The organism is Burkholderia sp. FW306-1C-G01B, from assembly GCF_058781685.1.
In genome coordinates this window covers 139,580-166,258 of the sequence record NZ_JBYSWZ010000002.1, presented here as the reverse complement: position 1 = coordinate 166,258, position 26,679 = coordinate 139,580, and the positions used below count along the sequence as shown (strand labels likewise).

Below are 26,679 nucleotides of genomic sequence, written 5' to 3'. Positions count from 1 at the left end.
GGGCGCGCGGGCGTGGCAGCGGCAAGCCGCGCCCGCACGCTCCCCCAGGATCAGGCCGGCAACGCAAATCGCGTGACGGCGTCGCGCAGCGCTTCGGCCTGATCGCGCAGCGAGTGCGCGGCGGCCGCCGCCTGTTCGACGAGCGCCGCGTTCTGCTGCGTGACCTGGTCCATCTCGCCCACCGCGCGATTGACCTGCTCGATCCCGGCGCTTTGCTCGCGCGACGCATGGCTGATTTCGTCGAGGATCTCGTTCACGCGCCGCACCGACTGCACGAGCTCGGCCATCGTCTCGCCCGCGTGCGTGACGAGCGCCGCGCCGTGCTCGACGGTCTCGTTCGACGACACGATCAGCGACTTGATCTCCTTGGCGGCCGTCGCCGAGCGTTGCGCGAGCGAGCGCACCTCGGCCGCGACCACCGCGAAGCCGCGGCCCTGTTCGCCCGCGCGCGCGGCTTCGACCGCCGCGTTCAGCGCAAGGATGTTGGTCTGGAACGCGATCCCGTCGATCACGCCGATGATGTCGCCGATCTTGTGCGAGCGGCCGGTGATCTCGTTCATCGTGCGCACGACGTCGTCGACCACCGCGCTGCCGCGCGTCGCGACTTGCGCGGCCTGGCCGGCGAGCGAGGCGGCCTGCGCGGCGCTGTCCGCGTTCTGCTTCACGTTCGCGGTCATCTGGTCCATGCTCGACGCGGTCTGCACGAGCGCGGCCGCCTGTTCCTCGGTGCGCTGCGACAGGTCGGTGTTGCCGGACGCGATCTCGCTCGCGCCGACGTTGATGTTCTCGGTGCCCATCCGCACGCGCGACACCATGTCGATCAGCCCGCCCTGCATCGTGTGCAGCGCATGCAGCAGGCTGCCGCGATCGTCCTGCTTCACGGCGACGCGCGCGGTCAGGTCGCCCTGCGCGATGCGCTGCGCGGCGTCGAGCGCAACCTCGAGTTCGCCGCCGAGGCTCGCGCGCACGCTTTTCAGCACCAGCACCATCACGGCGGTCGCGATCGCGCCGAGCACGGCCGTCATCGCGAGCCAGCGGCCGATGCTCGCGAGCACGGCCGAGTGCACGTCGTTCATGTACATGCCCGTCACCAGATACCAGTCCCACGGCGCGAAGCGCTGCACGGCGCTGGTTTTCTCCTGCGGCTTGTCGGCGCCCGGCTTCGGCCACAGATACTCGACGAAGCCCTTGCCGCCTTCCAGGTTGCCGGCCTTCACGATCTCGACGAACAGGTGCTTGCCGTCCGGATCGGTGAAATTCGACACGTCCTTGCCGTTGAGCTCGGCCTTGATCGGATGCATCACGATCACGGGCTTCGAGTCGTTGACGGAGATGTAGCCGTCGGCGCCGTGGCGCATCGCGGCGATCGCCTCGAGCGCCTTCTGCTTCGCGTCGGCTTCCGGCATCGCGTTCTGCTGCGACAGCTTGTAGTAATGGTCGGTCACGCTCGCGGCCTGCGCGACCAGCGCGGCAAGCTGGTCGCGGCGGTCTTCGATCATCGATGCGCGCGTCTGCCACGCGCCGAGCCCGGCGATCACGAGCAGGCCGAGCCACAGGATGACGATCATCGAGGCGAGTTTCTGATTCAGGGAAAGGTTGCGCATGGTATGTGGTCGGTCAGTCGAGGATGCTCACCGGAACGGCGTGACGGGGTAAGTGTCTTGACGGCAGGCGACGCGCGTCGCCGTAGGCGGGAAATCCCTTAGAAACGGTGCGGTCGCTTTTGCCTTCGACGTCGGCACGGGTATCTATGCATATGCATAACGGGCATCGCTATACTGTCGGAGCGATTGCGCGCGCCGGGCGCCCGGGCGGGCGGCGGCGCGGCGCCGAATGAAACCGAAAGGAGGCAACGATGCGAATTCTGGTGGTAGGGGCCGGCGCGGTCGGCGGATACTTCGGCGGCCGGCTGGCCGCAGCGGGGCGCGACGTGACGTTTCTGGTGCGCGACGGCCGCGCGGCCGCGCTGGCGCGCGACGGGCTGCTGATCCGCAGCCCGCGCGGCGACCTGACGCTCGCGAACGTGCAGACCGTGCGCGCGGGCGATGCCGGCGCCGGAGTTGCGCCGTTCGACCTCGTGCTGCTGAGCTGCAAGGCGTACAGCCTCGACGACGCGATCGCGTCGTTCGCGCCGTTCGTCGGCCCGCAAACGCTGATCCTGCCGATGCTCAACGGGATGCGTCACCTCGACGTGCTGCGCGACCGGTTCGGCGCCGCGCAGGTGCTCGGCGGGCTGTGCGTGATCGCGGCCACGCTCGATCGCGAGCAGCGCATCGTGCACCTGAACGACACGCATGGCGTGTCGTTCGGCGAACTCGCCGGCGGGGAATCGCCGCGCGTGCGCGCGGTGGCCGACGTGCTCGGCGGCGCGGGCTTCGACGCGACGCTCAGCGACGACATCGCCGCGCGGATGTGGGAAAAGTGGGTATTCCTCGCGACCCTCGCCGCGAGCACGTCGCTGTTCCGCGGCTCGGTCGGCGACATTCTCGCCGCGCCGGACGGCCGCCGCCTGCTCGAGACGATGCTCGGCGAATGCAGCGCGATCGCCGAATACAACGGTCACCGGCCCGACCCGGCGGCGATCGAGCGGATGCAGCGAATGGTGCTGACGCCGTCGCCGCTGACCGCGTCGATGCTGCGCGACGTCGAGAACCATGCGCGCGTCGAAGCCGATCACGTGATCGGCGATCTGCTCGCGCGCCGCGATCCGCAGGCGGCCGATGCGCTGTCGCTGCTGCGGATCGCATACAACCACCTGAAGGCGTACGAGGTGCGTACGGCGCGCGAGCACGCGGCCGCGTAAACCGTCGGCGGGCGCGCGCGCATCGCACCGACCCGGCGGCCGGCCGCCCGGTGCCGTTGCGCGCTGCACAAATTTGCTGTCCGGCGCCGTTTACGGCCGGAAAGTGCAAAAAAGTATCGGAAATCAGGCGTAAAGTTGGTGGAGCCGCGCGCGCGATCGACCTACATTGCTTCCCATGCGACCGGTCGCGTCGCCGCGCGAAACAAGCGAAACACGCGGCGCACGAGCGAACAGCCGAACAGGCCGGCCAGCGATACATGGGAATGGAGACGCCAACATGATGCATCCCGATCTCGAAGTGGTCGAAGTGCGACGCGACGAGTCGTTCAAGGTCTGGTCGCACGGTTACCCGTATCGCACGATCCGCTGGCATTTCCATCCTGAATTCGAACTGCACCTGATCGTCGCGACGCGCGGCAAGTATTTCGTCGGCGATCACATCGGCTCGTTCGGCCCCGGCCATCTCGTGCTGCTCGGCCCGAACCTGCCGCACAACTGGGTCAGCGACATGGCCGAAGGCGAAACCGTCGAGCGCCGCAACCTCGTGATCCAGTTCGCCCCGGCGTTCGTGCGCCGCTGCATGGATGCGTTTCCCGAATGCCGCGATGCGCAGGCGCTGCTCGACGACGCGCGGCGCGGCGTCGGCTTCGACGATGCGACCAGCGCCGCGATCGCACCGCTGTTCGACGAACTGCTGGCCGCGCGCGGCATGCGCCGCATCGCGCTGTTCATCACGATCCTCGAACGGCTTTGCGGCGCCGACGAGCGCACGCTGCTCGCGAGTCCCGCATACGACCAGGCGGACGTCACGCCGACGCGGCTCAGCCACGCGCTGTCGTATATCGGCAAGAACCTCGCATCCGAGCTGCGCGAGTCCGAACTCGCGCAACTGACCGGGCAGAGCGTCAGCGCATTCTCGCGCGCATTTCACCGCCACACGGGCATGCCGTTCGTCCAGTACGTGAACCGGCTGCGGATCGAATCCGCGTGCCAGATGCTGCTTGCCGACGACGCGAACATCACCGACATCTGCTTCCAGGCCGGCTTCAACAACGTATCGAACTTCAACCGCCAGTTCCGCTCGGTGAAGGGGATGGCACCGTCCGAATTTCGTGCGCTGCAGCGCCTGAACGCGCGCAGCCGCGAGCTTGCGCTGCACGCGGCGCCCACCGGCAACCCGATGCCGCCGCGCGTGCTGACGCCCGGCGCGCCCGAACTCGCGCCGCAGCCCGGATGATCGCCGGGCCGCCGCCCGCCTGAACTTTCCACACCGTTTCACCCGGCCGATCGCGTCGCTCACGTCGCGAGGGGCTCGTTCAACCTCGAAAAAGCCGCACATAAATGGAGACACCGTCATGACGCACGCATCGCCCGCTTCATCATTCAGCCGCGCCGCCCGGATGGCGGCCCTCGCCGCGTTCGCGGCCTTGCTGCCAGCCGCCGCCGCGCATGCCGCACCGCTGCGGATCGGCATGACGTTCCAGGAACTGAACAACCCGTATTTCGTGACGATGCAGAAGGCGCTGAACGATGCGGCCACGTCGATCGGCGCGCAGGTCGTCGTGACCGATGCGCATCACGACGTCAGCAAGCAGGTGAGCGACGTCGAGGACATGCTGCAGAAGAAGATCGACATCCTGCTCGTGAACCCGACCGATTCGACCGGCATCCAGTCGGCGATCACGCAGGCGAAGAAGGCCGGCGCGGTGGTCGTCGCCGTCGATGCGAATGCGAACGGGCCGGTCGATTCGTTCGTCGGTTCGAAGAACTACGACGCGGGCGTGATGTCGTGCGAATACCTCGCGAAGGCGATCGGCGGCAGCGGCGAGGTCGCGATCCTCGACGGCATTCCGGTCGTGCCGATCCTCGAACGCGTGCGCGGCTGCAAGGCCGGGCTCGCGAAATTCCCGAACGTGAAGCTCGTCGACACGCAGAACGGCAAGCAGGAGCGCGCGACCGCGCTGTCGGTCACCGAAAACATGATCTCCGCGCGTCCGAACCTGAAGGGCATCTTCAGCGTGAACGACGGCGGCTCGATGGGCGCGCTCGCGGCGATCGAGGGTTCCGGCAAGGACATCAAGCTGACGAGCGTCGACGGCGCGCCCGAGGCGATCGCCGCGATCCAGAAGCCGAACTCGAAGTTCATCGAGACGACCGCGCAGTTCCCGGCCGACCAGGTGCGCATCGCGCTCGGCATCGCGATCGCACGCAAGTGGGGCGCGACGGTGCCGAAGGCGATTCCGGTCGACGTGAAGGTCGTCGATCGCAGCAATGCGAAGGGCTTCAGCTGGTGAACGACGTGCGATGCGACGCGAAGGGCGGCGGCATGGCCGGCGCCCTTCGCACGGAGAAGCCGATGGAAACGATACTCAGGCTCAGCCACATCACGAAAAGCTTTCCGGGCGTGAAGGCGCTGTCCGACATTCACCTGGACATCGCGCGCGGCGAGATCCATGCGCTGCTCGGCGAGAACGGCGCGGGCAAGTCGACGCTGATGAAGATCCTGTGCGGCATCCATCAACCGGATGCCGGCACGATCGAAATCGACGGCACCGCACGTCATTTCTCGAACTATCACGAGGCGGTCGCGGCGGGCGTCGGCATCGTGTTCCAGGAATTCAGCCTGATCCCGCACCTGGACGCCGTCGACAACCTGTTCCTCGGCCGCGAGCTGCGCACGCGCTGGGGCGCGCGCGACCGCACGCGGATGCGCCGCGCGGCGGCCGGCATCTTCGCGCGGCTCGGCGTGTCGATCGATCTCGATGCGCCGATCCGTGCGCTGTCGGTCGCGCAGCAGCAGTTCGTCGAGATCGGCAAGGCGCTGTCGCTCGACGCGCGCATCCTGATCCTCGACGAACCGACCGCCACGCTCACGCCGGCCGAAGCCGAACACCTGTTCGCGATCATGCGCGAGCTGAAGCGGCAGGGCGTCGCGATGATCTTCATCTCGCATCACCTCGACGAGATCTTCGCGGTGTGCGACCGCATCACGGTGCTGCGCGACGGCCAGTACGTCGCGACGACCGACGTCGCACGCACGGACGTCGAGCAGCTCGTGCGGATGATGGTCGGCCGCCGGATCGAGAGCAGCTTTCCGCCGAAGCCCGCGCTGCCGGCCGACGCGCCGGCCGTGCTCGAAGTCGATGCGCTGCAGATCGAGCGCGACGGCCCGGTGAACCGCTTCGCGCTGCGGGCCGGCGAGATCCTCGGCTTCGCCGGGCTCGTCGGCTCGGGCCGCACGGAAACCGCGCTCGCGGTGATCGGCGCGACGCGAGCGCACCGCAAGGACGTGCGCGTGCGCGGCGCGGTGGCGAAGCTCGGCGATCCGGCCGACGCGCTGCGCGCGGGCATCGGCATCCTGCCGGAAAGCCGCAAGACGGAAGGGCTCGTCACGTCGTTCTCGATCCGCGACAACATCTCGCTGAACAACCTCGGCAAGTACCGGTCGATGCGCTGGCTGATCGACCGCCGCGGCGAGGCGCGCGCGACGCACGACGTGATGCGGCGCGTCGGCGTGAAGGCGCCGTCGATCCATACCGAGGTCGCGACGCTGTCCGGCGGCAACCAGCAGAAGGTCGTGATCGCGCGCTGGCTGAACCATCACACGTCGGTGCTGATCTTCGACGAGCCGACGCGCGGCATCGACGTCGGCGCGAAAGCGGAAATCTACGGGCTGATGCGCGAACTCACCGCGCGCGGCTACGCCATCATCATGATCTCGTCCGAGCTGCCGGAAATCGTCGGCATGTGCGATCGCGTCGCCGTGTTCCGGCAGGGCCGCATCGAGGCGACGCTCGAAGGCGACGAGATCGATCCCGACACGGTCATGACCCATGCCACGGCCGGCACGCGAGGAGCGACCCATGAACCTGCCTGATTCTTCTTCCACGCCTTCCACCACGCTCGCGGCCAACGCCGGAAACGGCGATGCGCCGCCGCCCCGCGCGATGTGGGCGCAATTGCGGCGTTCGACGCTGTTCTATCCGCTCGTCGGCCTCGTCGTCGTGTGCATCGCGATGATGATCGCGAGCCCGAGCTTCCTGTCCGCCGCGAACCTGGAAAACGTGCTGCGCCAGGTATCGATCAACGCGATCATCGCGGTCGGCATGACCTGCGTGATCCTGACGGGCGGGATCGACCTGTCGGTCGGTTCGGTGATGGCGCTGTCGGGCACGCTTGCGGCCGGGCTGATGGTCGCGGGCGTCAACGCGGTCGCCGCGCTCGCGATCGGCATTGCGGTCGGCTTCGGGTTCGGCTTCCTGAACGGCGTGTTCGTCGCGTTCGCAGGGATGCCGCCGATCATCGTCACGCTCGCGACGATGGGCATCGCGCGCGGCCTGGCACTGATCTACACGGGAGGTTATCCGATCGACGGGCTGCCCGACTGGGTCGCGTTCTTCGGCAGCGGCAAGGTGCTCGGCATCCAGGCGCCCGTGCTGATCATGCTGGTGGTCTACGCGATCGCGTGGCTGCTGCTCGATCGCATGCCGTTCGGCCGCTACGTGTATGCAATCGGCGGCAACGAGCAGGCGACGCGGCTCACCGGCGTGCGCGTCGCGCGCGTGAAGCTGATCGTCTACACGCTGGCCGGGCTCACGTCGGCGCTCGCCGCGATCGTGCTGACGGGCCGGCTGATGAGCGGGCAGCCGAACGCGGGCGTGGGTTTCGAACTCGACGCGATCGCGGCCGTCGTGATGGGCGGCACGTCGATCTCCGGCGGACGCGGCGCGATCCTCGGCACGCTGGTCGGTGCGCTGCTGCTCGGCGTGCTCAACAACGGGCTGAACATGATCGGCGTGAACCCGTATGTGCAGAACGTGATCAAGGGCGGAATCATCCTGCTCGCGATCTACATCAGCCGAGAACGATCGCGGTAATGCGTGATCGATCGGATATCCGAATCATCAACGAAAGAGACAACTCATGACGACACCCGAAGCCCAGCCGCGGATGACCGCGGTCGTCTGCCACGGCCCCGAGGACTATCGCGTCGAACAGGTCGAGAAGCCGCGCCCCGGCGCGAACGAACTCGTGATCCGCATCGCCGCGTGCGGGATTTGCGCGAGCGACTGCAAATGCTATACGGGCGCGAAGATGTTCTGGGGCGGCCCGAACCCGTGGGTGAAGGCGCCCGTGATTCCCGGCCATGAATTTTTCGGCTACGTCGAGGCGCTCGGCGACGGCGCGGCCGAGCATTTCGGCGTGGCATTGGGCGACCGCGTGATCGCCGAGCAGATCGTGCCGTGCGGCAAGTGCCGCTATTGCAAGTCGGGGCAGTACTGGATGTGCGAGGTGCACAACATCTTCGGCTTCCAGCGCGAGGTCGCCGACGGCGGGATGGCCGAATACATGCGCATTCCGCCGACCGCGATCGTCCACAGGATTCCGCTCGGCGTATCGCTCGAGGATGCCGCGATCATCGAGCCGCTGTCGTGCGCGATCCATACGGTGAACCGCGGCGACGTCCAGCTCGACGACGTCGTCGTGATCGCGGGAGCGGGCCCGCTCGGGCTGATGATGACGCAGGTCGCGCACCTGAAGACGCCGAAGAAGCTCGTCGTGATCGACCTGATCGACGAACGGCTCGAACTCGCGCGCGAGTACGGCGCCGACGTGACGATCAACCCGCAGCGCGACGATGCGCGCGAGATCGTCCGCGCGCTGACCGACGGCTACGGCTGCGACGTGTACATCGAAACGACCGGCGCGCCGGTCGGTGTGAACCAGGGGCTCGACCTGATCCGCAAGCTCGGCCGCTTCGTCGAATTCAGCGTGTTCGGCGAGGACGCGACCGTCGACTGGTCGATCATCGGCGATCGCAAGGAGCTCGACGTGCGCGGCGCGCACCTCGGGCCATACTGCTATCCGGTCGCGATCGACCTGCTCGCGCGCGGGCTCGTCACGTCGAAAGGCATCGTCACGCACGGTTTCGCGCTCGAGGACTGGGACGACGCGATCCGCGTCGCGAAATCGCCCGAATCGATCAAGGTGCTGCTGAAGCCGGCCCGCTGACGGCCGGCGCGCGCCTCACCGGAGACATCATGGAATACGTCATAGGCGTCGACATCGGCACGCAGAGCACCAAGGCGCTGCTCGTCGACCGGCACGGCACGATCGTCGCGCGGCGCTCGGCCGGCTACCAGCCCGATACGCCGCGCCCGCTGTGGGCCGAGCAGTGGCCGCAGGTGTGGTTCGACGCGGTGCTCGAATGTATCGCCGGCTGCGTGAGCGACGCGCGCGCGCAGGGCGTGCCGGCCGATGCGATCCGCGCGGTGTGCGTGAGCAGCCTGTACGGCGGCTCGGGCATTCCGGTCGACAGCGACATTCGGCCGCTCCATCCGTGCCTGATCTGGATGGACCGGCGCGCGACCGCGCAAGTCGACTGGGTCGGCGAGCACGTGAACGTCGAGCGGCTGCGCGTGATCACGGGCAACGGCGTCGACAGCTACTACGGCTTCACGAAGATGCTGTGGCTGCGCGACCAGCGGCCGGACGTGTGGGCGAACGTGCGTTATTTCCTGCCGCCGAACGCGTACGTGATCTACCTGCTGACCGGCGAGGTCGCGGTCGATCACAGCTCGGCCGGCAACATCGGCGGCGTGTACGACGTCGCGCGCCGCGAGTGGTCCGACGACGCGCTCGACATGCTCGGCATTCCGGCGACGATGATGCCCGAGCGGCTTGTCGATTCGACGGAGATCGTCGGCGGGCTGCTGTCGCAATGGACCGAACAGCTCGGGCTGCCGGCCGGCACGCCGGTCGTCGCGGGCGGCGTCGATGCGGCCGTCGCGACCTTCGCGGCCGGCGCGACGCGCACCGGGCAGCATGTCGCGATGATCGGCACCAGCATGTGCTGGGGCTACGTGAACCGGCACGTCGATGCGCGGCACGGGCTCGTCAGCATGCCGCACGTGTTCGACGGGCAGCGCGACCTGTATGTGTTCGGCGGTGCGATCACGGCCGGCGCATCGGTCGCGTGGTTTCGCGACCAGTTCTGTCATGCCGAAATCGATGCGGCACGCCTGCTGCCGCACGGCGATCCGCACGTGCTGCTCGAGGAAGCGGCCGAAAGTGTGCCGGCCGGTGCCGACGGCGTGCTGTTCCTGCCGTACCTGATGGGCGAGCGCAGCCCGGTGTGGGATGCGAAGGCGAGCGGCGCGTTCGTCGGGCTGAGTCTCGCGCATACGCGGGCACATCTTTATCGCGCGGTGCTCGAAGGCGTCGCGTTCGCGTTGCGGCACAACATCGAGGCCGGCCGCCGCGGCGCGGTGGTGCTGGACGACCGGCTGATCGTCGTCGGCGGTGCCGCGCATTCGGCGCTGTGGATGCAGATCATCGCGGACGTGACGGGCTTTCCGGTGTGGACGATCGAGCAGGACGTCGAAGCCGCGATGGGGGCGGCATTGCTCGCGGGTGTCGGGGCGGGGCTCGTGTCGCACGACGACGCGCAGGGCGGTTGGGTCACGCTCGTCGAGCGCGCGCGACCCGATGCCGAACGTGCGCGAGCGTATGCGGTGCGCTTCGGGCTTTACACGGCACTGTATCCGGCACTCAAGCCGATCATGCACGAACTGCACACGCCATCATGAAGACACGATTCGATTTCAGCGGCTCGCGGATGCTCGTCACGGGCGCATCGAGCGGCATCGGGCGCGCATGCGCGGTTGCGCTGGCGCAGGCAGGCGCGCGAGTCGTCGCGACAGCGCGCGACATGGCCGCGCTCGAGGCGCTCGCCGGCGAGACTGGGTGCGATACGTTGCGCATCGATGTCGGTGGCGACGAACACGCGATCGATGCCGCGCTCGCCGCGCACGATACGTTCGACGGCCTCGTCAATTGCGCGGGGATCGCGTCGCTCGAACCGGCGCTCGACGTCAGCGCCGGGCACTTCGACCGCGTGATGGCCGTCAATGCGCGCGGCGCGGCGCTCGTGGCGCGGGCGGTTGCACGGAAGATGATCGCGCGCGACGGGCGCGGTGCCGTGCATGCGCGGGGCAGCATCGTCAACGTATCGAGCCAGGCCGCGCTCGTCGGCTTGCCCGCGCATCTGAGCTATTGCGCGTCGAAGGCGGCGATGGACGCGATCACGCGCGTGCTGTGCATCGAGCTCGGCCCGCACGGCATTCGTGTGAACAGCGTGAACCCGACCGTCACGCTCACGCCGATGGCGCAGTTCGCGTGGAGCGAACCGGAGAAGCGCGCGCCGATGCTGGCGGCGATTCCGCTCGGGCGATTTGCGGAGCCGGACGAGGTCGTCGAGCCGATCCTGTTTTTGCTGAGCGACGCGGCGTCGATGATCAGCGGCGTGTCGCTGCCGATCGACGGCGGGTATACGGCGCGATAGGTCAAGTCATGCGGTGACGGGCGACGCGCGACGGGCGGCCGGCTGCCGTCGACCGCGCATGACGAGAAATAGGGGCGAATGCGCGGAGCGGCCGACGCGCAACTAGACTGGGTCTTTGCTCGGCGGTCCGTCCGGTTGCTGCGGGTTGTCGTGGTGATGACCCGGCGGCGACGACAGCGGATCGTCTTCCGGATCGCGGTTCGGGTCGGCCGGTGGCTCGGGCGTCGGGGTCGTGTGATCGGTCATGGAGAGCTCGCGCGATGCGTGATGGCGGCGGCGCGGTGGGCGCGCCTCGTCTTCGTTATAGGCAATCGGGCGAGCGTTTGCTGCGGGATTCTTGCGGCGGGTTGCCGATCGTCGGCGAAATCCGTGAATTCGCGATTGTCGATCGTCGGGCGGGATCTTGTACTGCAATGCATTGCGTGGCTGCGCGATCGCGGTCAGCGCAGATCCTGCGGCGTGTCGACATCGCGCAGGATGCCGGGATCGTCGACGTCGAGCAGTTTCACCGGCGCGCCGGCGAACAGCGCGCGCGCGCCCGTGTCGCCGTCGAGGGCGGCGAGCGCATCGAAGTGGTGCGCGGCGAAGCCGACCGGATGGCCGCGCATGCCGCGATGCGCAGGCGCGACGATCGACGCATCGTCGGCGTCGAGCGCGCGCGTGACGGCTTCATAGGTCGATGCCGCGATCCACGGCATGTCGCCGAGCGCGACGAGCCAGCCGTTCGAATCGGGCGTGGCGCGCACGCCGGCCGCGAGGCTTGCGCCCATGCCGCGCGACGCGTCGGGCGCATAGACGACCTGGCAGCCGGCTTCGTTCAGCAGGATCGCGAGTTTTTCGGCGCCGGGCCGCACGACGGCGATCACGTCGGCCGTGGCCGCCGCGAGATGGCGGGCGGCCGCGACCGCGACCGGCGTGCCGTCGGGAAGCAGCGCGAGCAGTTTGCTGTGCAGGCCGCTTGGGTCGAAGCGCTGACCGAGACCGCCGGCGAGCAGGACGCCGGTGGCGAGTGACGCATAGGACATCGGCGCGGGGGGAGTGAGACAGGTGCTGCGATTGTGCGGGAGCGGGCGGGGATCGGCAAGTGAGGATGTTACCGGGCCGTGCCCGTCAGATCGGAAAAACCGTCATCACGCACCTTCGTCGAGCATGTTTTCCTCGACGGGGCCGTAAATCGCGTGCGATTCCCGCTGCATGACGGCCCAATAGCGGTCGCCGAACGACCAATGCCACCATTCGGACGGGTAATTCGTGAAGCCGGCGCCGGTCAGCGCGGCGATCAGCACGTGGCGGTTTCGTGCAGCCGTTCGGCTGATGAATGCGTTGTGCGTGTAGCACGCGCCGGACGATTCCTGGTCGGTGGCGTCGAGTATGCAGCCCATGTCGAGCTCGACGCCGTCGGCGGACATGAACGTCAGGTCGACGGCAGCGCCGGTCGGGTGACCCGCGACCTCGGGTGGCGCGACGTAGTGGCTCGCGAGTTCGTACAGCGCGTCGTCGGACGGCGGCGGATTCAGCGTCGCACGCAATTGCGCGAGATGGCCGGTGAAGTATTCGCGCTGAAGCGAGAGCGGACGATAGCCTTCCTTGACGTAAAGGCGCAGGCCGTCGGGGAGCGCGTGCGCGGCGGCAACCAGCCGTTCGGCGACACCACTGCGTACCTTCAGGAAATGCGGGCTCGGGTTCGAAACGACACTGCGCGAGAGGTCGACGGCGATGCGTTCATCGAACGTGGCGAGATCGACGAACCCTTCGTGCGACTCCATCAGGGCGATCGACCGGACAAGGGGATCGGAGAGCGGTATCACGATGGCGGGTGAGGTGGCGCGATGACGGTTGCGGGCCGTGAGCGGGCCGCCCGGGACGCGTGCTTCGTCGCAGGTGGCCGATCCTGGTCGTTTTGGTCAGACGAATCGCCAATATGCCAGAGTCCGGCGGAGGATGCGCTGCGGTTTGACTTGTGGGCGGCGACGCTTACCAGAGCGTCTTCACGTGCGCGTAAGCGCGGATTTTTTCGTCGCGGGTGACGAGCGGTGCACCGAGCCGCCGCGCGGTAGCGACGATCATCCGGTCGGCCGGATCCTTGTGGAACGTGCCGGGCAGGGCGGTGGACTTCGCGGCGATGTCGGCGTCGACGGGCACGAAGCGCATGCCGTCGATCTGCGCGACGGTGGCGAGCCACGCGTCGACATCCATCGTCAGTGCGAGGCGGTCGTTGCGCACCAGCATCGCAATCTCCCACGCGGAGATCGCGGATGCCGCGAGTGCGCCTTCGCCCCGCGCGCGGTCGATCGCACTTCGCGCTTTCTTGCTGAGCGAAGGATCGCCCGCCACCCACCACACCAATGCATGCGTATCCAGCACGATCACCGCGACGCCTCCCAATCATCTTCCGCAATCGGATCGACAGGATTGTCGTAGCGCATGACCGAGCCGCGCAATATGTCCAACGGCTGAGCCTCGCGGGCGTGATACGGCCGGATCTCGAGCGTCGGCTTGCCGTGATCGGTGACGATCAGGCTTTCGCCCGACGACTCGACGAGCCGGAAGTATTCGAGTGCGCGAGCCTTGAATTCGGATTTCGAAACGGGAGCGTGCGGCATCATGATATGAGCATGGTCATTTGACGATGGTCATTTTATGGCGCCCCCGAGCCTGACGCAAGCGGGTGAGTGTATGCCGGACGTGTCTGGCAGCACGAGCACCGCACGACCGGATCACGCTACGTGTCCGCCCGCTTCCTCGACAGGTGGCGATCAATCCGCGTCTTGCTTGCGCCGTGCTTCGAAAGCCTGATTAGCTAGAACGTGCAGCGTTGATCTTGCTGTCCCGATAGTCTCTGGGCGAGCATTTCATGATGCGCTTGAAGGCATTGCTGAAAGCGCTGTCGGATTCGTAACCGACGGCCTGAGCGATCGAGGAAATCGTGAGGTGCTGGTTTCTCAGGGACCGGGTCGCCAGTTGTATGCGCCAACGCAGGACGTATTCCAGCGGCGAAAAGCCCGCTATCTGCTTGAAACGCAACGCCAGCGTCGAGCGCGAGACGCCCGCCACTTCGGCCAGGGCCTCGACCGTCCAGCGTCTGGCCGGGCTGGTGTGAATCGCTTGAATGGCGGCGCCGATGCGCGGCTCGGACAGCGCCGAGAGCCAACCCGGTGTAGTGGCGCCTTCCTGCGCCAGATAAATGCGCAGCACCTGCACCAGCATGATCTGGCCCAGATGCTGGACCATCAGTGCGCCGCCCGGAGACGGGGCGGCGAGTTCGTGCGCCAACCGCTGCAACGCCCAGCGCAATACGGAGGCCTGATCCGACTCGCTCTTGATCACCGCTACCGGCGGCAGGCTGTCGAACAGAAGCCCGGCTTCGTCGCCGAAGGCGAAGCGCCCGCCGACCAGAAAGCAGTCGTCGTTGCTGCCGCAGTGCGCCACGCCGTTCACGGCATGACGATAGAGTTCATCGGCATCGAGCGCCGGCAGCGAAAGATCGCTGCCGATCAAGACGGGGCGCGCGCGGGAGAGCAGGAAACAGTCGCCTGCCTCCAACTGTAGCGGTTCCTGTTCTCCTTCCACGGCCAGCCAGCATGTTCCCCGTACAAGCACGTTGAACTTGACGCCTTCCGGCGCTGGAAAGCGCACGGCCCAGTCGCCACCTGCCTGCAATCCACCGAAAAAGGAGCTTTGGTTACTCAGCAAGGAAAGGACTTCCGATAGTGGGTCGATGTTCATTTTCGGATGATCTCGATAGAAATTAGGATGTCCTTGCATTCACAATTTTCAGTATACCCACGACAATTCCGATCGAGTGCTGCAGTTGTGTGCTGCCGGCAAGGACTCGAACCATCGGAGACGTGGCCACATGGGAGAACATTTTGATGTACTTATCATTGGTGCGGGAATCTCGGGCATAGATGCGGCCTATCACTTGTGCCAACGGTGTCCGGGGCGGAGTTTTCTGATACTGGATGCCATGGACGGATTCGGCGGCACGTGGCGGACGCATCGCTACCCGGGGGCGCGATCCGATAGCGATCTGTTCACCTACGGATATTCGTTCAAACCCTGGCGGGGGTCGTCCATTGCGACTGCCGACGAGATCCGCAATTACCTCGGGGAGGTCATCGAGGAAAACGATCTTGGTCGACATATCCGTTATGGGCATCGGGTGGCGACGGCGAGCTGGTCGACCGACGACAGCCGTTGGACCGTCGAGGCGATCCGCCTGGACACCGGCGAGACATTGCGATTGACGGCCGGTTTTCTGTGGCAATGCCAAGGCTACTACCGTCATCGGCAAGGGCATGTGCCGGACTGGTCGGGGCTGGAGAACTTCCGAGGGACAGTCGTTCACCCGCAGAACTGGCCTGACGATCTGGACTGGAAGGGGAAACGAATCGTCGTGATCGGTTCGGGCGCCACGGCGGCGACGCTGATTCCGGCGTTGGCGGAGGCAGCGCAACACGTCACGCTGTTGCAGCGATCGCCCACGTTTTTTGTCGTCGAGCCGGCGGAACACGCGTTGGCCGCGCCGCTGCGTGCGCTGGATATTCCCGAAGCGTGGACGTACGAGATCCTGCGTAGGGCCTATATCGCCCAGAATCTCGAACTCAACAGAATGTCGCTGGAGCAACCCGAGGATTTGCGCAAGCAATTGCTGGATGCGATCCGCGCGCACCTTCCCGACGATTTCGACGTCGAGAAGCACTTCAGTCCTCGCTACAAGCCGCAGCAGCAGCGGCTGGCCTTCGTTCCCGGCGGGGATTTCTTCGTGCCCGTGCGCGACGGCAAGGCTTCCGTCGTGACGGACACGATCGAGTGCTTCGACGAAATGGGCATCGTGCTGTCCTCGGGGGAATGTCTCGAGGCCGATATCGTGGTGACGGCGACGGGTTTCGATCTGTGTCTGTTCGGCGACGTGTCCTTCAGCCTCGACGGAAAACCGGTGGACTTCACCGGGCACGTCACCTACCGGGGATTGATGATCAATGACGTACCGAACATGGCGTACACCCTCGGCTATCTGCGCACGAGCTGGACCATGCGCGCGGACATGGTGAGCGCGTTTGTCTGTCGGTTGCTCGGGTACATGGACGAGCGGGGGGCGAAGACGGTTGTTCCGGTGCTGCGACCCCAGGAACGGCGCATGCCCCGTCTGCCGTTCTGCAATCCTGACAATTTCAATCCGGGTTACATCATGCGCGCCCAGCACATCATGTATCGGCAAGGTGACCACGCGCCCTGGCAGAGTCTGCGCGAATACGCCGAAGAGCGCCACGAGCTTCCTGCGGCGACGCTGGACGACGGCATTCTGGTTTATCGCTGAATCGGGTATCGGGAGATCAAATGCTTGTCGATCCACCTATCGCTGCCTTCCTGGATGCACTGGAGAAGTCCGGCGAAAAGAAACTGCACGAAGGTACGCCCGAAGAAGCGCGGGCCAGCTACCGTACCCTGGCGGCCGGCCTGCATCCGCCGGGGACGACGATTTCCGTCGGCAGCGTCGAAAACATCGTCGTTGACGGTGCCTTGGGGGAATTGCCTGCCCGCGTCTACCGTCCCGATGGGAACGGACCATGTCCCACCGCCGCGTTTTTTCATGGCGGTGGCTGGGTGATCGGCGATCTGGATACGCACGACAACGTCTGCCGGGCGATCTGTCGGGAGAGCCGGGTCGTCGTCGTTTCGGTGGCATATCGACTCGCACCCGAGCATCCGTTTCCGGCCGCGGTCGACGACGCTGTCGCCGCGACGCAGTGGGTCGTCGACCATGCACCCGATCTCGGCGGCAACGCGCTCGTGGCAGTCGCAGGAGACAGCGCGGGAGGCAATCTGTCGGCGGTGGTCGCTCACGCTTTCCGTGCGGATGGAGTCGAATTGGCCGGCCAGCTCTTGATCTATCCCGCTACGGATCTACCGGGCACACGGCATCTTTCCTGGCAGCAGAATGCGACGGGATACCTTCTCGACAGGCCGTTGATCGAATGGTTTCTTCACCACTATTCGGGCGGAAGACAGCGCCTCGAGGACCCTCGCATCACGCCCATTCATGCCGGCACTTTCTCCGGACTACCTCCGGCCGTCATCGTGACCGCGCAATTCGATCCGTTGCGAGACGTCGGTCTGGCCTATGCAGAGGCGTTGAGTGCCGGGCGCGTGCCGGTCCATGTCGAGCCGGGCCAGGGATTGATACATGGCTTTTTCGAGATGGGGCAGTTGTCGCCGGCAGCCCAAGACGCGATCGAACGGAGTTGCAGGCGATTCGGCGAAGTGATTCGGGCAGCGCGGTGAACCGGTATGTGCAATCGATTGGAAGGGTCTCGACAGACGATCGGACACGCTTGCATTCGCAACGAATCGTCTCCCCGATCCGACAGGGTGTTCCTATACGTGAGGGTGTTTGATGGAAACGATACAAAAACCGATCTATTCGGGTTTCGGTGCAGCCTCGACGGCAGCGGAGGTGCTCAACGGGCTCGATCTGTCCGGCGTTACCGCCCTCGTGACGGGCGGGCATTCCGGGCTCGGCCTGGAAACGACGCGGGCCCTGGCCGGCGCCGGTGCGCGGGTGATCGTTGCGGCACGCGATCCGCGCGCGGCCGAGAACGCGGTGGCCGACATCGGGAGGAATGTCGAAATCTGGGCACTGGATCTCGGGGACCTCGCGAGCGTTCGACACTTTACGGAAGGTTTTCTTTCAACCGGCAGGCACCTGGACATCCTGATCGGCAACGCCGGCGTGATGGCTTGCCCGGAAACCCGCGTGGGTCCGGGCTGGGAAGCGCAGTTCGCAATCAACCATCTGGGACACTACGTGTTGGTGAACTTGCTGTTGCCGGTGCTGGAAGGGGGCGCGCGGGTCGTCATGGTGTCCTCGCTGGGCCATCACGCTTCGGGTATTCGCTGGGACGACGTGCAGTTTACGCGTGGATACGACAAATGGCTGGCCTACGGTCAATCGAAAACCGCTGCCGCGCTATTTGCTGTCCACCTGGACAAGCTGGGCCGGCAGAACGGAGTGCGGGCATTCTCGCTTCATCCCGGCATGATCCCCACCCCGCTGCAGCGCCATGTTTCGAGGGCGGAGATGATTGCGCTGGGATGGATGGATAACGAAGGCAATCCAGCCCATCCGGAAGCACTCAAGACGCCTGGGCAGGGTGCCGCGACTCAGGTATGGGCCGCGACCTCTCCCATGCTGGCAGGGTATGGCGGCGTGTACTGTGAAGACTGTGATATCGCGCGCCTCTGGACGAGCGTGATCAAGGAGCAGTCCGCGGGAGTGAAGCCGTATGCGATTGATCCGGGGGAAGCCAAACGCCTTTGGGCACTATCGGCGAAGCTTACGGGTATCGATGCGTTCGCTGGAAGGTCGTAACGAGGTTCGATCGGACGCGCCCCCTGCATGCATGGTTTCCGGCTTAGGGTCGATCCCGACTCGACGACGGATAAGACAGATCCAAGATCAGGTGAAAGTCATGAGCAATCGTCAAATCCTGCTAGCCGAGATTCCCCGGGAAAGGCTCGGTCCCGAGCACTTCGCTATCCGGGAGGCAGACAGACCGCGTCCGGCAGACGGGGAAGTGCTGCTCCGCACGCTGTACATATCGCTCGATGCGGCCAGCAGGGCATGGATGCAAGGTGCGACTTATCGTGCCGGCCTTCAAGCCGGCGACGTCATGGCCGGCATGGCACTGGCCGAGGTCGTGGAATCGCGATCCGCGCAACTTGCGGTCGGCGACCTGGTGTTCGCCGAAACAGGGTGGCAAGTCCTGGCAGCGGTACCCGCCCGGAATCTCACCCGATTACCCAGAATCGAACCGCTTACGCATTTGGTGAGCGTCTATGGTGTCCCTGGATTGACGGCTTATTTCGGCATGCAGGAATGCGGTCGACTGGAAGCCGGTCAAACGGTCGTGATTTCGGCCGCGGCCGGAGCGGTCGGGTCCATCGCAGGGCAAATCGCCGGAATCAAAGGGTGTCGAACGGTAGGCATCGCGGGTGGTGCCGTCAAGTGCGATCTGGTGACTCGCGAATTCGGTTTCGATGCGTCGCTCGACTATAAGGCGGGCAATATCGCCGATCGCCTGCGCACGGCATGTCCGGACGGCATCGATGTGTACTTCGACAACACCGGAGGCGACATCCTGGAAGCATGCTTGTTCAACATGGCGCGCTACGGTCGCATCGTGTGTTGCGGCGCCGTTTCGCATTACGACGGGAGTGCACCCGGCGCCGGTCCGCAAGGGGTGCCCGGGCTGGTGATCATCAAGAGTTTGACGTTGCAGGGGTTCCTCTTGGCGGATTACCTCGATCGGCACACGCAGGCAATCGCTGAACTCCAGGGCTGGGTCGAATCCGGCCAGCTCGTGATACGCGAGGATGTGCTCGATGGTTTCGAGCGCCTGCCGGAGGCGCTGGTCGGTTTGCTGAGGGGCGAGAACGTCGGCAAGCGGATGGTCAAGGTCGCATGACCGAATGGCGCCTTGCTCGCGCGCTTGCTGTGACCTAGATTTTTTCTATCGGGGTTCTCAGGCGGGAGGGACTGCCATGGAACTGAGCGTAGAACGTGTCGATGTCTGGTCGGCGACCATCGACGACAAGCCGGGCGGCCTCGCGACAGTATTAAGCGCGCTGCGGACTGCCGGCGCAGACTTGCAGTTCATCGTTGCACGCCGCACATCGGAGACGCCGGGCAAGGGCGTCGTGTTTGTCGCGCCACTGCAGGGAGACGCGGTGATTCGCGCGGCCACGCAGGTGGGGTTCAGCGTCACCCCGAGCGTTCACTCCGTCCGCGTAATGGGTTTGGATCAAATGGGCATCATCGGGCAACTGGCCCAGATGCTCGCGGACGGCGCGATCAATCTCCGTGGCGTCTCGGCCGCCGTGCTGGGTTCCCAGTTCATTGCCTATTTCGCGGTCGATTCGGCGGACGATGCAGACAAGGCGATCGATATCCTGCAGCGGGCATAAGGCGGCTGCGTTGGACGGTGGACTGGCAGCGGCCGGAAGGGGGCGCGCGTTTCAGGACGTTGCGGGCCCCCGTCACATGGCTCAGGTATCCGCCCACCGTCTCAGCAGGTTGTGATAGATCCCGGTGAGCGCGATCACGCCCGGGTCGTGCGCACCTTTGTCCGCAGAAAGCTGCTGGATCTGCGTATCGAGCTGGAACAGCAGCGTGCGATCGGCATCGTCGCGCACCATGCTCTGGATCCAGAAGAACGACGCAACGCGCTCGCCGCGCGTAACGGGCGTCACGTGATGCAGGCTCGACGCCGGGTACAGCACGAGATCGCCCGCCGGCAGCTTGGCGCGATGCACGCCGTAGGTATCCTCGACACATAGCTCGCCGCCGTCGTACGCATCGGGCTCGGCGAGAAACAGCGTCGCCGACAGATCGCTGCGCACGCGGAAATCGGTGCCGCGCAGCAGCCGGATCGCGTTGTCGACGTGCGTGCCGAACGTCTCGCCGCCTTCATACCGGTTGAACAGCGGCGGAAACACCTTGAGCGGCAGCGCCGCCGAAAAGAACAGCGGATGGCGTGCGAGCGCATCCTGGATCGCGTCGCCGACCGCGCGCGCAGCCGGCGAGCCTTCCGGCAATTGCCGGTTGCGTTTGGCAAGCGCCGACTGCGCGCCGGACGTCGCGTTGCCGTCGACCCATTCGGCCGCATCGATCAGGTCGCGGCATTGCGCGACCTGCGTCTTGGTCAATACGCCGGGGATATGAAGCATCATGATGCGGATTCCATTGCATGCGGCGGCAGTTGCAGCGCCGCCGCGCGAAACGCGTCGAGCGGCGACGATGCGAGATAGGCGCGCATCTTCGCGATGAACGCGGGCGTCGCGGTGGCCGGCACGCGCGCGAGCCAGACGAGCGCTTCGTCTATGCGCCCGCGCTCGGCGAGCAGCCGCGCAAAGTTGAACTGGCCGCGGAAGTCGCCGGCAACGGCTGCGCGGCGATAGTGGTCGAACGCGGCATCGGTGTCGACGGATACGACCCAGCCGTCCTCGTAGAAGCCGCCGATCAGGTTGATCGATTTCGCGTGCCCGAGCGCGGCCGCGCGGCGGAACCAGTCGAGCGCGTCGGCGCGGTTCTCGTCGACGCCGTTGCCGAGCGCGAGCGCCGTCGCGTAGTTGTACATGCCCCAGTCGAGCCCCGCCTGCGCGGCGAGCCGGTACCAGTACACGGCGACCGGCGCGCACGCGGCCGTGCCCCAGCCGAACTCGTAGCAGCGGCCGAGCATGTTCATCGCCATCGGGTGGCCGGCCCGCGCGGCGTGCCGGAACCAGCCGAACGCGGCAGCCGGATCGCGCGCGACGCCATGGCCGTCGAGCAGGTACTGCCCGTAGACGGCCTGCGCATCGACGATGCCGTTGTCGGCCGCCGCCGCGACCCACGCGGCGGCGCGCTCGGGCGGCCCGGCCAGGATGTCGGCGAACTCACGCGGCGATACCGACGCGAGCGCCTTCAGCGATACGGCCTCCATCGATCAGTAGCGCGCGTTCAGCGTGACGAACGCCGAGCGGCCCGGTGCGATCGACGCGTAGTGCGCCGGATACGCCTGGTCGAAGTACGTACGGTTGAACAGGTTGTTCACGTTCAACTGCAGGTCGAGCTTCTTGTTGATCCGGTACTGAGCCATCGCATCGAAGCGCCAGTACGACGGCACGGCGCGCAGGTTCGCGGGATCGCCGAATACTTCCGACATGTAGAACGCGCCGCCGCCGACCGTGAACTTCGGCGTCACGTCGTAGTTCGACCACATCGTGAGGCTGTGCTTCGGCGTGTTCGGGAAGCGGTTGCCGTTGTTCGCCGCATCCTTGCCGTTGTCGCGCAGCGCGCTCTTCATGTACGTATAGCCGCCGAACACCTGCCACTGCTTCGTGATCTGCCCTGCGACGCCGAGCTCGAGACCCTGCACGCGCTTGTTGCCGACCATCGCGTACTGGTTGTTCGGCAGCGTCACGCGCGCGTTCGTCGTGTCGATCTGGAACAGCGCGGCGGTCAGCGCGAGCTTGTCGTTCAGCACGTTCCACTTGGTGCCGAGCTCGATGCTGCGGTTCTTTTCCGGCGCCATCTGGTCGGCGTTCGGGCCGACGCCGCCGCGACCCGGCGTGAGCGACTGCGTTTCGCTGCCTTCGCCGAGCAGCATGCCGGCCGGCGTCGATGACGTCGCATACGACGCGTAGATGCTGCCGTTCTGCGCGGGCTTGAACACGAGGCCGGCCTGCCAGTTCACGAGCGTATCGTCGCGCGTATAGGTTTTGCTGCCGTTGGCCTTGGTGTCGGTGAAGCGGGTCGAGTAGTCGTCGACGCGCACGCCGGCATTGACCTGCCAGCGCGGCGTGATCTCGATCGTGTCGAAGCCGTAGATCGATTTCGTCGTGGTGCGCGCATGCGCGTAGTCGTTGTTGCGCGTGATCGAGCCGGCCCACGGATCGTTCGGGTTCGGCGACCACAGGCTCGTGCAGTTGTAGCCCGACGCCGCGCCGATGCCTTTCTGGCAGATCTTGCCGGTGTCGGTCGCGACCTTGTACGTGTCGCGCTTGCCCCATTCGCGTGTCAGCTCGATGCCGGTCGTGAAGCTGTGCTTGAACGGGCCGGTGCGGAATTCGCCGAACAGCTCGGTCAGGTTCGCGATGCTGTTGATCGAGCTGTTGCGGTTGTTGTTGCGGCGCCAGACCTTGCCGTTCACCACGTTGCCCTGGCTGTCGTCGGGCTGCGTCCAGATGTAGTCCTGCGTCGATTCCGTGTAACGCGTGGTGTTGCGGATCGTCAGCGACGACGTGATGTCGTGCTCGATCTTGATCGTGCTGATGTCCGACGTGGTCTTGCGGAAGTCGCGGTCGATCAGCCCGTAGAAGTTGTGGCGGTCGACGTTTGCCGGGCCGTCGGTGACGCCCTTCGGGATGTTGAAGCCGTAGACGTACGGAATGCCGCCGTCCGGCATGTCGTCGGTCGACAGGTGGTAGTAGCTCGCGGTCACGCGCGTCGGCGTGCCGAGGCCGAACGCGATCGACGGTGCGACGCCCCAGCGCTCGTTGTTGACGGCGTCGCGGCCGGCGACGTCGTTGTTGTGGCTCATCAGGTTCAGGCGGAATGCGGCGTGATCGGCGAACTGCCAGTTGCCGTCGGCGGTGAAGCGGCGATAGCGGTCGGTGCCGAGGCCGGCGCTCGCGCTGGCCGTCGTGCCGAGGTGCGGGGCCTTCGTGATCAGGTTGATGCTGCCGCCGGCGCCGCCGCGGCCGCCGTACGCGCCGTCGGAACCCTTGGTGATCTCGACGCGTTCGGTGTTGAAGATCTCGCGCGTCGTGGCGCCCGTGTCGCGCATGCCGTCGACGAACATGCTGCCCTGCGTGTCGTAGCCGCGGATGAACGGACGGTCGCCGAGCGGGTTGCCGCCTTCGCCGGCGCCGAACGTGATGCCGGGCACGGTGCGCAGCGCTTCGGTCAGCGTCGACGCGCCGCTGTTCCGGATCAGTTCCTGCGGAATCACGGTGACGGATTTCGGCGTGTCGACGAGCGGCGCGGTGAATTTCGCGGAAGCGGAAAAGTCGGCCTTGTAGCTGTGCTCGGTCTTGCCCTGGATCTCGATCGGCGCGAGATGGCCTTCGGTGCTGGACGGGGCCGGCGGCGGCGCGCCGTCGGCGAATGCAGGGCTCGCGGCGAGCACGCTGCACAGGGTGGTGAATTTGCCGAGCTTCAACTCGTCGGAACGGGACTTCATGGTGCGCTTGGACCTCGCGATGTGGCCCCGGGGGAGGTGTGCTACGGAAATGTGCATGCCGCCGGGAATTATTACGATTTGTTTTCAGCCGGCATTCTATGTAATTTTTTGTTGAATGAGAAGCGTTCTTGTTATCAATTAAAAGGCAAGTGTTGACGAATGTTGCGGGGTGGATGGGCGGTGGATGATGGCCGATTGGCCGAGTGTGACGGGATCCTCGGGCGGGCTAGAGTGGTTTTGTCGCGAGGCAATCCATGTGACTACAAGATGCTAGGATGACTGCATTGAAAGCATTTTGAAGGAATGCATCATGCCTGTGATTACCGTTCGAAATTTGCCGGACGAAGTGCATCGCGCACTTCGGATTCGCGCCGCCCAGCACGGACGCAGTACCGAAGCCGAGGTACGTGACATTCTCGAGCAGGCCGTCCTGCCAGGCGGGCGGCTCAAGCTGGGAACGTTGCTGGCGGAAATCGGGCGTGCGGCAGGCGGCGTCGATTTCGACGTCGAGCGCGATAAGGTGCCAACCAATCCGATGAGCTTCGAATGATCCTTGTTGATACGAACGTCATTGCCGAACCGCTGCGGCGCGAGCCGAGTGCGGCCGTGATCGAGTGGCTCGATGCCCAGAACGCCGAGACGCTGTTTCTCGCCGCAATCAGTCTCGCCGAAATTCGATTCAGCGTTGCGGCGTTGCCGGAAAGGCGAAGGAGGGACAGGCTGCATCAGAGCATCGAGCAGCGCGTGCTGTCGGTGTTTCGAGGCCGAATCCTGCCGTTCGACGAAGCGGCGAGCAAAGCGTATGCGAGCCTTCGGGCTCGGGCCCGTGTCGCAGGTAGCGCGATCGCGCCTGCCGATTGTTTTGTCGCCGCCACGGCCGAGGCGAACGGCCTGATCGTGGCCACGCGCGATGTCGCGCCGTTCGAGGCGGTGGGGCTTCGCGTGATCGATCCGTGGGCGCGGTAGCGCCCGGTTTCTGGCACCCATCACCTGCGCTGGAATTGGAAACGCGCAGTGCAATGCGGCGCGTTCTGCGTCAGGCAAGCGCGCCCGTCCCGTGAAGCGATGGCGGGCGGGCGCGAGACTCCCGGCGTGACTTAATCGACTCCGTGAAACACCGCGTCCTCCGGCCCGAGATAAGCCGGCGGGCGCCACGTCGCGTCGCGCATCGAATGCTGGACGAGGTTCTCGACGCCGAGCAGCACCGCGAAGATCGCCATCCGCACCGGAATGCCGTTGTCGGTCTGCCGGAAGATCGCGAGGCGCGGGTCGCGGTTCAGGTCGACCGACAGGTCGTTCGCGCCCGGCCGGCTGTCGCGCGGCAGCGGGTGCATGATCAGCGTGTCGGGCTTGCAGACCGAGTCGACGAGCGCCTGGTTGATCTGGAAATCCGGCGTATAGCCTTCGAACGATTCGTCGGTGAAGCGCTCCTTCTGGATCCGCGTCGCGTAGACGACGTCCGCGCCGCGCAGCCCGGCCGCGAGGTCGGTCGTCTGTTCGACCACATGGCCGTTCGTCGAGATCTGGTCGATGATGTAGGCCGGCATCTCGAGCGTCGGCGGCGACACGAGCGTGAACTTGAGCCCGCGGTACAGCGCGAGCAGCTTGACGAGCGAGTGCACGGTGCGGCCGTACTTGAGATCGCCGACCAGCGCGATGTGCGCGCCGTCGACGATCTTGCCGAGCCGCGAGAACTCGCGCTGGATCGTATAGAGATCGAGTAGCGCCTGGCTCGGGTGCTCGCCGGGGCCGTCGCCGCCGTTGATCACGGGCAGGTTGGTCGCGCGCGCGAACTCGGCCACCGAGCCTTTCTCCGGGTGGCGGATCACGAGCGCGTCGACGTAGCCGGCCATCACGCGGCTCGTGTCGTAGATCGATTCGCCCTTGGCCATCGACGAGAACGTGAAGCCCGTCGTGTCGCACACCGAGCCGCCGAGCCGGCAGAACGCCGCGCCGAACGACACGCGCGTGCGCGTGCTGGCCTCGAAGAACAGGTTGCCGAGCACGGCGCCTTCCAGCACGCGCGAAATCTTGTGGCGCCGCGCGATCGGCTGCATCACGTCAGCCACGCGAAACAGCGCCTCGACCGATTCCCGCGAGAACTGGTCGACCGACAGCAGTTGCGGCTTGCCTTCGAACAGGAACTGCTTCGCGAGCCCCTGATTGTCTACGCTTTGCGTATAGGCCCCGCTTTCCGGTGCCGAACGTTCGACGATTTCCGACACGAAGCGCTCGACGATCTCGGGCATCCCGCGCGATTCCTGCGAATCGTCGGGCAACAGCCAGGTATCCAGTGCGCGCCGGCTGACGCCGATTCGATTGGCGAACGCTTCGCGAGTCATGTTGAGGCGGCGCATCGCGTCGCGGAGGAAGGCTTGCTGGGGAACGGTCATCGGCGGCTCCTGGCGGAAAATATACGCGGTGCGTATATTAGTTCCTGGCGTGCTGAAGTCAAGGAAAATCTGCGCGATCGGGCTGTGCGGTGCGTGTGACACTCGACGGGCTCGCGCTGGCGCGCGGCGTCCGCGTCCGTATAATCAGGTCAGGCCCCGTGCCCTGCATCGGCAGGGCGCCATGCCGCAAACGATTCGCCCGGTCGGGCTTGTTGATTCGAAGGAGAATGAGAATGACGCGTACGATTGCTGCAATGTTGCTGGTTGTGACCGCCGCGCTCGCCGGCTGCAATACGGTCGCCGGCGTGGGCCAGGACATTTCGAAGGGCGGCCAGGCGATCAGCGATACGGCCGAAAAGGCCAAGTAAGCCGACCGGTTCCGGAATGCAGAAAGCGCCGGGCCGTCCCGCGATT

General features: G+C 65.9%; 27 protein-coding genes. 16 read left to right on the top strand and 11 right to left on the bottom strand.

The window, feature by feature from the left end; genetic code table 11:
* Nucleotides 1–50: 50 nt before the first annotated feature.
* Nucleotides 51–1,604 (bottom strand): methyl-accepting chemotaxis protein, encoded by a 1,554-nt coding sequence (locus AC3WLY_RS04995; RefSeq protein ID WP_492308166.1) that lies wholly within the window; start codon nucleotides 1,602–1,604, stop codon nucleotides 51–53.
* Between the two features lie 251 nt (nucleotides 1,605–1,855).
* Between AC3WLY_RS04995 and panE the strand changes: the two genes are divergently transcribed.
* The 8 genes from panE to AC3WLY_RS04955 all read left to right on the top strand — a co-directional run bounded on the left by panE (nucleotide 1,856) and on the right by AC3WLY_RS04955 (nucleotide 11,147).
* The gene (gene panE, locus AC3WLY_RS04990) at nucleotides 1,856–2,803 is read left to right on the top strand and encodes a 2-dehydropantoate 2-reductase (protein WP_175959549.1); all 948 of its coding nucleotides are present in this window, start codon (nucleotides 1,856–1,858) and stop codon (nucleotides 2,801–2,803) included.
* Between the two features lie 277 nt (nucleotides 2,804–3,080).
* Nucleotides 3,081–4,040: an AraC family transcriptional regulator gene (locus AC3WLY_RS04985; RefSeq protein ID WP_072442351.1), complete on the top strand. Its 960-nt coding sequence runs from the start codon at nucleotides 3,081–3,083 to the stop codon at nucleotides 4,038–4,040.
* 118 nt (nucleotides 4,041–4,158) lie between these two features.
* Nucleotides 4,159–5,097: a substrate-binding domain-containing protein gene (locus tag AC3WLY_RS04980; RefSeq protein ID WP_072442353.1), complete on the top strand. Its 939-nt coding sequence runs from the start codon at nucleotides 4,159–4,161 to the stop codon at nucleotides 5,095–5,097.
* Between the two features lie 62 nt (nucleotides 5,098–5,159).
* The gene (locus AC3WLY_RS04975; RefSeq protein ID WP_310132897.1) at nucleotides 5,160–6,680 is read left to right on the top strand and encodes a sugar ABC transporter ATP-binding protein; all 1,521 of its coding nucleotides are present in this window, start codon (nucleotides 5,160–5,162) and stop codon (nucleotides 6,678–6,680) included.
* Complete coding sequence (locus tag AC3WLY_RS04970) at nucleotides 6,667–7,680, top strand: ABC transporter permease (RefSeq protein WP_027789502.1); 1,014 nt, start codon at nucleotides 6,667–6,669, stop codon at nucleotides 7,678–7,680. Before AC3WLY_RS04975 ends, AC3WLY_RS04970 begins: the two co-directional genes overlap by 14 nt.
* 46 nt (nucleotides 7,681–7,726) lie before the next feature.
* Nucleotides 7,727–8,815 (top strand): alcohol dehydrogenase catalytic domain-containing protein, encoded by a 1,089-nt coding sequence (locus AC3WLY_RS04965; protein ID WP_175959547.1) that lies wholly within the window; start codon nucleotides 7,727–7,729, stop codon nucleotides 8,813–8,815.
* A 29-nt stretch (nucleotides 8,816–8,844) separates the two neighbouring features.
* Nucleotides 8,845–10,392 (top strand): FGGY-family carbohydrate kinase, encoded by a 1,548-nt coding sequence (locus tag AC3WLY_RS04960; protein WP_492308167.1) that lies wholly within the window; start codon nucleotides 8,845–8,847, stop codon nucleotides 10,390–10,392.
* Nucleotides 10,389–11,147, top strand: coding sequence for an SDR family oxidoreductase (locus AC3WLY_RS04955; RefSeq protein ID WP_175959545.1), 759 nt, complete (start codon nucleotides 10,389–10,391; stop codon nucleotides 11,145–11,147). The genes AC3WLY_RS04960 and AC3WLY_RS04955 overlap by 4 nt, the downstream gene beginning before the upstream one ends.
* 102 nt (nucleotides 11,148–11,249) lie before the next feature.
* Here AC3WLY_RS04955 and AC3WLY_RS04950 read toward each other — a convergent pair whose 3' ends face one another.
* The 6 genes from AC3WLY_RS04950 to AC3WLY_RS04925 form a co-directional block, all read right to left on the bottom strand.
* A complete protein-coding gene (locus AC3WLY_RS04950; RefSeq protein WP_175959225.1) occupies nucleotides 11,250–11,561 on the bottom strand; it encodes a hypothetical protein in 312 nt (103 codons plus the stop codon).
* A gap of 26 nt (nucleotides 11,562–11,587) precedes the next feature.
* A complete protein-coding gene (locus AC3WLY_RS04945; protein WP_492332647.1) occupies nucleotides 11,588–12,172 on the bottom strand; it encodes a nucleotidyltransferase family protein in 585 nt (194 codons plus the stop codon).
* Nucleotides 12,173–12,277: 105 nt separating this feature from the next.
* Complete coding sequence (locus tag AC3WLY_RS04940; RefSeq protein ID WP_492308169.1) at nucleotides 12,278–12,913, bottom strand: M15 family metallopeptidase; 636 nt, start codon at nucleotides 12,911–12,913, stop codon at nucleotides 12,278–12,280.
* Between the two features lie 208 nt (nucleotides 12,914–13,121).
* A complete protein-coding gene (locus AC3WLY_RS04935; RefSeq protein WP_175747764.1) occupies nucleotides 13,122–13,517 on the bottom strand; it encodes a type II toxin-antitoxin system VapC family toxin in 396 nt (131 codons plus the stop codon).
* Nucleotides 13,514–13,753: a type II toxin-antitoxin system Phd/YefM family antitoxin gene (locus AC3WLY_RS04930; RefSeq protein ID WP_034180481.1), complete on the bottom strand. Its 240-nt coding sequence runs from the start codon at nucleotides 13,751–13,753 to the stop codon at nucleotides 13,514–13,516. The genes AC3WLY_RS04935 and AC3WLY_RS04930 overlap by 4 nt, the downstream gene beginning before the upstream one ends.
* A gap of 190 nt (nucleotides 13,754–13,943) precedes the next feature.
* On the bottom strand, nucleotides 13,944–14,873 hold the full coding sequence (locus AC3WLY_RS04925) for an AraC family transcriptional regulator (protein ID WP_244137230.1): 930 nt from the start codon (nucleotides 14,871–14,873) through the stop codon (nucleotides 13,944–13,946).
* Nucleotides 14,874–15,003: 130 nt separating this feature from the next.
* Between AC3WLY_RS04925 and AC3WLY_RS04920 the strand changes: the two genes are divergently transcribed.
* From AC3WLY_RS04920 to AC3WLY_RS04900, 5 genes are all read left to right on the top strand, one after another.
* On the top strand, nucleotides 15,004–16,467 hold the full coding sequence (locus AC3WLY_RS04920) for a flavin-containing monooxygenase (protein WP_492308170.1): 1,464 nt from the start codon (nucleotides 15,004–15,006) through the stop codon (nucleotides 16,465–16,467).
* A 20-nt stretch (nucleotides 16,468–16,487) separates the two neighbouring features.
* Nucleotides 16,488–17,432, top strand: coding sequence for an alpha/beta hydrolase (locus AC3WLY_RS04915; RefSeq protein WP_310132918.1), 945 nt, complete (start codon nucleotides 16,488–16,490; stop codon nucleotides 17,430–17,432).
* Nucleotides 17,433–17,544: 112 nt separating this feature from the next.
* Nucleotides 17,545–18,519: an SDR family NAD(P)-dependent oxidoreductase gene (locus AC3WLY_RS04910; RefSeq protein ID WP_425132913.1), complete on the top strand. Its 975-nt coding sequence runs from the start codon at nucleotides 17,545–17,547 to the stop codon at nucleotides 18,517–18,519.
* A gap of 100 nt (nucleotides 18,520–18,619) precedes the next feature.
* Nucleotides 18,620–19,615, top strand: coding sequence for an NADP-dependent oxidoreductase (locus tag AC3WLY_RS04905; RefSeq protein ID WP_175959539.1), 996 nt, complete (start codon nucleotides 18,620–18,622; stop codon nucleotides 19,613–19,615).
* A gap of 76 nt (nucleotides 19,616–19,691) precedes the next feature.
* Nucleotides 19,692–20,114: an ACT domain-containing protein gene (locus AC3WLY_RS04900; protein WP_310132924.1), complete on the top strand. Its 423-nt coding sequence runs from the start codon at nucleotides 19,692–19,694 to the stop codon at nucleotides 20,112–20,114.
* A gap of 81 nt (nucleotides 20,115–20,195) precedes the next feature.
* Here AC3WLY_RS04900 and AC3WLY_RS04895 read toward each other — a convergent pair whose 3' ends face one another.
* The 3 genes from AC3WLY_RS04895 to AC3WLY_RS04885 are packed head-to-tail and all read right to left on the bottom strand — an operon-like array spanning nucleotide 20,196 to nucleotide 23,872.
* On the bottom strand, nucleotides 20,196–20,879 hold the full coding sequence (locus AC3WLY_RS04895) for a Fe2+-dependent dioxygenase (protein WP_175959537.1): 684 nt from the start codon (nucleotides 20,877–20,879) through the stop codon (nucleotides 20,196–20,198).
* Nucleotides 20,876–21,631 (bottom strand): tetratricopeptide repeat protein, encoded by a 756-nt coding sequence (locus AC3WLY_RS04890; protein WP_175959536.1) that lies wholly within the window; start codon nucleotides 21,629–21,631, stop codon nucleotides 20,876–20,878. Before AC3WLY_RS04890 ends, AC3WLY_RS04895 begins: the two co-directional genes overlap by 4 nt.
* A gap of 3 nt (nucleotides 21,632–21,634) precedes the next feature.
* On the bottom strand, nucleotides 21,635–23,872 hold the full coding sequence (locus AC3WLY_RS04885) for a TonB-dependent siderophore receptor (protein ID WP_310132930.1): 2,238 nt from the start codon (nucleotides 23,870–23,872) through the stop codon (nucleotides 21,635–21,637).
* A 310-nt stretch (nucleotides 23,873–24,182) separates the two neighbouring features.
* Here AC3WLY_RS04885 and AC3WLY_RS04880 point away from each other — a divergent pair, with 310 nt between their 5' ends.
* Nucleotides 24,183–24,422: a FitA-like ribbon-helix-helix domain-containing protein gene (locus AC3WLY_RS04880; RefSeq protein WP_425132914.1), complete on the top strand. Its 240-nt coding sequence runs from the start codon at nucleotides 24,183–24,185 to the stop codon at nucleotides 24,420–24,422.
* Nucleotides 24,419–24,838, top strand: a complete 420-nt coding sequence (locus AC3WLY_RS04875) for a type II toxin-antitoxin system VapC family toxin (protein WP_492308173.1) — start codon at nucleotides 24,419–24,421, stop codon at nucleotides 24,836–24,838. The genes AC3WLY_RS04880 and AC3WLY_RS04875 overlap by 4 nt, the downstream gene beginning before the upstream one ends.
* 131 nt (nucleotides 24,839–24,969) lie before the next feature.
* Here the strand turns inward: AC3WLY_RS04875 and AC3WLY_RS04870 are convergent, their stop codons facing one another.
* Nucleotides 24,970–26,265 (bottom strand): aspartate carbamoyltransferase, encoded by a 1,296-nt coding sequence (locus tag AC3WLY_RS04870; protein ID WP_310132938.1) that lies wholly within the window; start codon nucleotides 26,263–26,265, stop codon nucleotides 24,970–24,972.
* 233 nt (nucleotides 26,266–26,498) lie between these two features.
* Here AC3WLY_RS04870 and AC3WLY_RS04865 point away from each other — a divergent pair, with 233 nt between their 5' ends.
* Nucleotides 26,499–26,633 (top strand): entericidin A/B family lipoprotein, encoded by a 135-nt coding sequence (locus AC3WLY_RS04865; protein WP_021158165.1) that lies wholly within the window; start codon nucleotides 26,499–26,501, stop codon nucleotides 26,631–26,633.
* The last annotated feature ends 46 nt before the right edge of the window (nucleotides 26,634–26,679 follow it).

What these genes read in the sequence shown, in the direction of transcription:
- AC3WLY_RS04945 (WP_492332647.1), bottom strand. Translation starts at nt 12,172, where the DNA reads ATGTCCTATGCGTCACTCGCCACCGGCGTCCTGCTCGCCGGCGGTCTC.
- AC3WLY_RS04875 (WP_492308173.1), top strand. Translation starts at nt 24,419, where the DNA reads ATGATCCTTGTTGATACGAACGTCATTGCCGAACCGCTGCGGCGCGAG.
- AC3WLY_RS04985 (WP_072442351.1), top strand. Translation starts at nt 3,081, where the DNA reads ATGATGCATCCCGATCTCGAAGTGGTCGAAGTGCGACGCGACGAGTCG.
- AC3WLY_RS04960 (WP_492308167.1), top strand. Translation starts at nt 8,845, where the DNA reads ATGGAATACGTCATAGGCGTCGACATCGGCACGCAGAGCACCAAGGCG.
- AC3WLY_RS04930 (WP_034180481.1), bottom strand. Translation starts at nt 13,753, where the DNA reads ATGATGCCGCACGCTCCCGTTTCGAAATCCGAATTCAAGGCTCGCGCA.
- AC3WLY_RS04940 (WP_492308169.1), bottom strand. Translation starts at nt 12,913, where the DNA reads ATGGAGTCGCACGAAGGGTTCGTCGATCTCGCCACGTTCGATGAACGC.
- AC3WLY_RS04915 (WP_310132918.1), top strand. Translation starts at nt 16,488, where the DNA reads ATGCTTGTCGATCCACCTATCGCTGCCTTCCTGGATGCACTGGAGAAG.
- AC3WLY_RS04880 (WP_425132914.1), top strand. Translation starts at nt 24,183, where the DNA reads ATGCCTGTGATTACCGTTCGAAATTTGCCGGACGAAGTGCATCGCGCA.
- AC3WLY_RS04885 (WP_310132930.1), bottom strand. Translation starts at nt 23,872, where the DNA reads ATGAAGTCCCGTTCCGACGAGTTGAAGCTCGGCAAATTCACCACCCTG.
- AC3WLY_RS04970 (WP_027789502.1), top strand. Translation starts at nt 6,667, where the DNA reads ATGAACCTGCCTGATTCTTCTTCCACGCCTTCCACCACGCTCGCGGCC.
- AC3WLY_RS04905 (WP_175959539.1), top strand. Translation starts at nt 18,620, where the DNA reads ATGAGCAATCGTCAAATCCTGCTAGCCGAGATTCCCCGGGAAAGGCTC.
- AC3WLY_RS04895 (WP_175959537.1), bottom strand. Translation starts at nt 20,879, where the DNA reads ATGATGCTTCATATCCCCGGCGTATTGACCAAGACGCAGGTCGCGCAA.
- AC3WLY_RS04865 (WP_021158165.1), top strand. Translation starts at nt 26,499, where the DNA reads ATGACGCGTACGATTGCTGCAATGTTGCTGGTTGTGACCGCCGCGCTC.
- AC3WLY_RS04975 (WP_310132897.1), top strand. Translation starts at nt 5,160, where the DNA reads ATGGAAACGATACTCAGGCTCAGCCACATCACGAAAAGCTTTCCGGGC.
- AC3WLY_RS04995 (WP_492308166.1), bottom strand. Translation starts at nt 1,604, where the DNA reads ATGCGCAACCTTTCCCTGAATCAGAAACTCGCCTCGATGATCGTCATC.
- AC3WLY_RS04920 (WP_492308170.1), top strand. Translation starts at nt 15,004, where the DNA reads ATGGGAGAACATTTTGATGTACTTATCATTGGTGCGGGAATCTCGGGC.
- AC3WLY_RS04890 (WP_175959536.1), bottom strand. Translation starts at nt 21,631, where the DNA reads ATGGAGGCCGTATCGCTGAAGGCGCTCGCGTCGGTATCGCCGCGTGAG.
- AC3WLY_RS04900 (WP_310132924.1), top strand. Translation starts at nt 19,692, where the DNA reads ATGGAACTGAGCGTAGAACGTGTCGATGTCTGGTCGGCGACCATCGAC.
- AC3WLY_RS04910 (WP_425132913.1), top strand. Translation starts at nt 17,545, where the DNA reads ATGGAAACGATACAAAAACCGATCTATTCGGGTTTCGGTGCAGCCTCG.
- AC3WLY_RS04925 (WP_244137230.1), bottom strand. Translation starts at nt 14,873, where the DNA reads ATGAACATCGACCCACTATCGGAAGTCCTTTCCTTGCTGAGTAACCAA.
- AC3WLY_RS04965 (WP_175959547.1), top strand. Translation starts at nt 7,727, where the DNA reads ATGACGACACCCGAAGCCCAGCCGCGGATGACCGCGGTCGTCTGCCAC.
- AC3WLY_RS04955 (WP_175959545.1), top strand. Translation starts at nt 10,389, where the DNA reads ATGAAGACACGATTCGATTTCAGCGGCTCGCGGATGCTCGTCACGGGC.
- AC3WLY_RS04870 (WP_310132938.1), bottom strand. Translation starts at nt 26,265, where the DNA reads ATGACCGTTCCCCAGCAAGCCTTCCTCCGCGACGCGATGCGCCGCCTC.
- panE (WP_175959549.1), top strand. Translation starts at nt 1,856, where the DNA reads ATGCGAATTCTGGTGGTAGGGGCCGGCGCGGTCGGCGGATACTTCGGC.
- AC3WLY_RS04980 (WP_072442353.1), top strand. Translation starts at nt 4,159, where the DNA reads ATGACGCACGCATCGCCCGCTTCATCATTCAGCCGCGCCGCCCGGATG.